At 37.6% G+C, this 5,324-nt stretch carries 5 protein-coding genes; all 5 read right to left on the bottom strand.

All coding sequences use genetic code 11. The features are described 5' to 3' along the window. Window positions 1–239 precede the first annotated feature (239 nt). The 5 genes from AC5590_RS15275 to AC5590_RS15255 are packed head-to-tail and all read right to left on the bottom strand — an operon-like array spanning window position 240 to window position 5,033. Window positions 240–530 (bottom strand): hypothetical protein, encoded by a 291-nt coding sequence (locus AC5590_RS15275; protein WP_169268841.1) that lies wholly within the window; start codon window positions 528–530, stop codon window positions 240–242. Further along, window positions 530–991: a hypothetical protein gene (locus AC5590_RS15270; protein ID WP_169268840.1), complete on the bottom strand. Its 462-nt coding sequence runs from the start codon at window positions 989–991 to the stop codon at window positions 530–532. The genes AC5590_RS15275 and AC5590_RS15270 overlap by 1 nt, the downstream gene beginning before the upstream one ends. A gap of 4 nt (window positions 992–995) precedes the next feature. Further along, the gene (locus AC5590_RS15265) at window positions 996–1,214 is read right to left on the bottom strand and encodes a hypothetical protein (protein ID WP_169268839.1); all 219 of its coding nucleotides are present in this window, start codon (window positions 1,212–1,214) and stop codon (window positions 996–998) included. 31 nt (window positions 1,215–1,245) lie between these two features. Beyond that, entirely contained in the window at window positions 1,246–3,294 is a 2,049-nt protein-coding gene (locus AC5590_RS15260) for an FtsK/SpoIIIE domain-containing protein (RefSeq protein WP_169268838.1), read from the bottom strand. A gap of 23 nt (window positions 3,295–3,317) precedes the next feature. Beyond that, a complete protein-coding gene (locus tag AC5590_RS15255; protein ID WP_169268837.1) occupies window positions 3,318–5,033 on the bottom strand; it encodes a hypothetical protein in 1,716 nt (571 codons plus the stop codon). Between the last annotated feature and the right edge of the window lie 291 nt (window positions 5,034–5,324).

Raw genomic sequence — 5,324 nt, 5'->3', positions numbered from 1 at the left:
GAGACAGCGCTGCAGGAGGGTCTCCCTCCGTAGGCGACTGCGAACCCGAAGGGCATCCGGCAATGCCCGACTTGTAGCATGTGCCGTTCCGTTTTAACGGACTTGAGCTTTGAGCCAAGAAATTTATTTCTTGGCGGACAAAAACTATGGTGCAAGATCCTATCTAATGAAAATCGTAACCGTTCAGGAGGGGCTTGTCGCCAGATATAGCTATTTACCCAATAAAAAATACGGCAAAATCATTTACTACTTGCCCCACGAGACTCATCTCTTGATTGTGCAGCACTCTTTCTTTTTCTTTTCTCTTCTTCTTGCTCGTTATGCTTTTCTTCATACGCTTCCACTGCTTCAGGATCTATTCCGAGATACTCGTTATTTTTATCTATCATTTCTTTTATATCTGCTAACGGTGAATTTTTGGATGTAGGCATACCTTGTTGAGTTAAAACATCTATTGATGGAAAAAACACTTCATCAACCAATGTAACTGTTTTTGTAATTAATGCACCTGTAATAGATGTTCCTAGCATTAGAAAAGCTGGTAACTTTTACTAGTATCAACAACTTTTTTCAGAAAGTTTATCAAATCTGTAGCGTAGTCTACAGGTTCTTTAGGTTGATCAATGTGAGGTGCTAAATCACCAGCTTCTACTTGTTTAGTCTCATTCTCAGATACCGTTGCTGATTGCGTGGATGAATTTCCACTTTTAATTGTTGAACCAGTCGTCTGATTAGTATTCTGTTTTTTCTCTGAATAGTGCTGGAGAGGTTCAGAACCCCAATGTTGATTAATTTCAACGAGACAATCGGCAGTATATTTAATTTGAGTTTGGGCTTGCTCGCATAAACTTTCTATTTCAGCAAACAGTGAGGCTAATTCATCTGTGGAACATTCAAAAAGCTTGTTTGCTAGCTGATTGACTTCTTCTAATGTTTCGCTTGACTTAGCAGTATGCTTTTGGAATTGCTCAATATCATCAGTAAGAGTCATATTTTTAGCCCCAACGTGAGCGGATATCTTCAAGTACATCATTAGCAGAGCGTAGTTCCCTCTCTATTTCTCCTAAATTATCCATAAGCCCTGAAAACTTTTTAGTTAGCTCACTTGCAGATGTTTCAGGAAGCGTTTTAGATGATGAATTAATTTCCTCAAGTTGGTCAACAATTCTACTAATCATTGTGCGGAATTCTTCAATATCGGATGAAAGGCTCATGTAATTATCTCCAGTTATTTTTCAAAAAGATTTATTTTTTAACGTGAATATTAGCCCAAAGAGTGTCAGATATTTTGACTTTTGATCCAATAGGCATTTTGATGAGAGGAGTGTTCACAAACTTTGCACCACTATAACCACTCAAGTAAGCTCTACCTTTAGCATCTTTAGATATATCGCCTGCGATCGCATCTTCTAATATGCGATAACTAGCATCTGGACTCACCCTAAAAACGACTTTTTCTTCACATTGGTCAGTCACTTGTTTAGTTATAACTTCAGTAGTTGGTCTTTGGGTACAGTAAATGATATGAATTCCAAATTTACGACCTTTACGAGCATACTCTTTCAGTCGCTTTTCAATGGTGTCTCGCAGTTTACTGGAAACATCTGCAATGTCAGCGGCTTCGTCAATAATCCAAAGTGTACGGTCAATTTCAACTCCTTCCTCCTGCAATTCTTTCAGGTTAGAGACTCCATACTCCTGCATTAACTGCAAGCGTCTTTCGTATTCTTCATGATGAATTTTCTCTACTAAATTTGGACAATTCTCTGGAGTTGTCTCTATTTCAACATTAACTCCCATATGATTTAACCATTGAAAGTCAACTCCACCAAAATCAGCAATGTAAATCCTACGTTTTGGGTTAACGTATAAGAATTGGAAGATAATCCATTTCAGAAAATTGCTTTTTCCAGCGCCAGACACCCCAGCTACTAGGCGATGGGGAATTTCACTCCAGCTAGATATTACAGGATGATTTTCATCATCTAAACCAACTATATATTCGTCTTTTGTCATCAGGTGTTTATAGTTGTTGAAGATTTCCTCAGCAGTGCTGTAAGTCAAGCGAGTTGTCGCCATACCCGGAACTGGAGTATTCCCAGGAATGACAAGGCGGAAGAATCCACTCATTTCTTCGAGTGTTGCAAGACGGTGTAATGGTTTTAAGTCTTTTATTTGTGCAAGAGGAAGTCTCCGTGAATTATTTGAAGATTGAGTTATTGCTGAAGCGCCAGTCCGGATAATTGCGCCTCCAGATGAGGGTAAAGCTGGATGACCAAAATTTGCAGAATTAAAAGAGTTTGAGTAAATATTTGTCGAACCATCACCCAACTCATTGCTTAGTTTGGGCTTAATAGGTTGTCTTATGTACTTCTCTCCAAAGTCACCTTCCCAACCTTTGCGTTCAACACCAGTAGAAATGTCTACATTTTCAGTTGCACTCAAAGTTTCTAAAAACTTTTGCTCGTCTTTATCGCGACTGACAATTTCAATATAATCTTGTTCTCCATAACTATTAGATTTGGTTGCACTCTGTACTAATGTCATTAAAACAGTACGAATATTGCTGCGGGTTTCTGCCAGTGCTTTGATACTGTATTTAAATAAATTTCTATTTACATATGATTCTTGATATTGTTTGTAAGTTTTTAAGGCTGTATCTAAGGAAGTATCCTTGCTTTTAGTTGTGAGCAGTTGCAGTTGAGCTACCATTTGACTAAGAGCGTTAACCCACGTTTCCCTGTCCTCGGAACTTTGACAGACTTGAAGAGTGATTTCTAGTAAAAACTTTTCTTTTAATCTATGGAGAACATCACAGACAGCTAACATGTTATTATCTTGGTTAGCTTCAAATAAGTAAGGTAGATAGTTGCCTTGCAAATTGAGTATTTCTGGCTTGATGACTTCTCCAATGTGGTTAACCCATTTTAGTTCAGGAATTTGAGATAACTCTTTTTGCAATAACTCAAATTTGTAAAATGTGCTTAAGCTACCAACTTCAAAAAAACTAGCTATCTCATCTCTCGCCTGTTGGAGGTCATGAAAATCATTAGCTGAATAATGAGCGATTAAGTAAAGCTTTAATTGTTGTTCACTGGATTCTTCAGGATTATGAAAGTAACGTATGGATAGCGTTGAGTTATGAACGTTGTTTAAGCTGAGCCAATGCAGTAATAACTCTCGCTGACTATTTATCACTAATTTATTAGTTGAAGTGCCATATTGTTTAGTAAATTTATGAGAATTGTGATTAGGTAGTTCTACTACTTTCACAGAAAAAACACTGCGTTTCATTTTTATCTATTATAAAATAACGCTTACCTATTTATATACTGTAAAGATATCAACCAAAGCATCACGAAATACATCAATAAAACTATCAATAACAAAAATACAATGAATAAAGCAGGTGGATATATTATACTTAAAAACAAAAGTCCAAAGACTGCGAAAGCAGTAATTAGTACATTCTTTCTTTGTTCTTCCGCCCGCCTTCTTCGTTTTTCGGCTTCTTCTTCAATCTGCCTTCTTCGTTCTTCCGCCCGCCTTCTTTGTTCTTCAGCTTCTTTTCTTTGTATATCTTGCTTCTGGGCATCTAGCTTATTGATACAACTTTCTATATAACCGTTATACTCTTTCAGCTTAGTTGATAAAAATCTTTTGACTTCAGTAGCATCAGCTTTACAGCTAGAGATTGCATTTTGAAATCTTTTGTCAAAATCTTTCTGATACAGCCTTTTGTCCCCAATCTTTCTATCAATTTCTCTAATCGTCATAGTTTTTACATCAAAATCTTCCAATTGAAATCCAAAATCTAGTCCTGTCAGGATATGATTTGATTTCATATCAAGTAAATCTTGATGTGGTTTCAGAAGTGATACAGTTGTATCTCTTATCTTTTCTTCAGGATGTTGGAGAAATTCTGAAAAAGTTGTGACTTGTTGCTCAACATTATAAAAATAAATTCTACTAATACACCGAACTGCTTCTACTTGTTCTCGTGAGTTATCTTGTGTGTAAAATCGAAGTGAACCTCTAACAGCCTCTATCAAAAATGGAACTGATGCTTCACCTAGTTCTTCTAATTTATTCCAATCCCTTAATATAATCGCGGCTTTAGCCTTGATAGTATCATTCAACCAAGACCACGATGACCCTACCTGATTAATTAATTCAGCAGCAAGTCGCCGTAAGTCAATATCACTATTATCTAAAAAAGGAATCAGAATATCTGATAATCTTCTTTGTGTGCCAGCATCCTGATATTGTCTATATTTGATAAGTAAGTCGGCTAAATGCAAAGCAGCTTCTACAACAAACTGCTGCAATGTAGAAGCTGAACGAGCGATAAACTCAACACCTATAACACCGAGTCTAGCTATAATTCTCTCAACAACATCCAGATAAGATGAAAAAATTGTCTGGAACAGTCGTAACAGATGTCTTTTAGGTGCATAAACCCAAAAATCAATGTATTCTTTAGAGATTGACCTATTATTAAGACGATTTAGACTTTCACTAATAACTTGACTTTGAATATCCTCGGGTGATTTAGGAAGAAATCTTCCTGTAATCATCGCAGAGTAACCTATTTGCTGAATTGCCCAAGCCGCTGATAAACGAATCAAATCGCTACCCGATTTAGCTTCTTGACACAACTTTTCAAGTATCCTGACACTATGGCGCTTGTAGTCTTCTGGATCAGGTAGCAGAGAGATTTCCTCAAGAGGTTCATCAAGTCCCTCAATATAGTCGAGTGTTGCAAGTTGCGCTTTGATTTGCCGGTTAGTAATATAGCCAAAGCTTTGAAGCCCCATAGCCAAGATAAATTCATCTTGGTAGTTCAACAACTCTTCGATCGCCCTTAGCGGTACATCTTGTCTTTGGGCTGTTTCCAAAAATAGCTGGATTTTCTCCCCATCGTCACGACATTGGGCGAGGTTGTCAAAAAAGTCTTTGCCAAATTGGACGGGGGTGAACTTACTTACACTAGCGCCTTGTCCCCCTAGTTGGATTTCTGAGAGATTGTCCATAACTCTGGATTATAAAGATTACATCCGTGACATTGTTTATTTTTTTACTTTTATATTGTAAGCGTTTTAATATGTGAAGTATAAATAAGAACTTTAAAATTTTGATTTTGATTTTGATTCAAGTTACAGCTCTTTTCAGTTCTCGCTCTACCTCACCCCGGTTTTGTCTTGCGCCAAAACCTCCCCTCTCCTTAGTAAGGAGAGGGGGCGTGATAGCGCAGCGTGGCGTTAGCCATAGCGTAGCTTTACGGTGAATCCAGCGCTGCAGGAGGGTTTCCCTCCGTAGGCGAC

It is taken from the genome of Brasilonema octagenarum UFV-OR1 (genome assembly GCF_963888615.1).
GTDB classification, from domain to species: domain Bacteria; phylum Cyanobacteriota; class Cyanobacteriia; order Cyanobacteriales; family Nostocaceae; genus Brasilonema; species Brasilonema sennae.
Note: the sequence above shows the minus strand (reverse complement) of the source record. Positions and strands in the feature narration are given on the sequence as shown.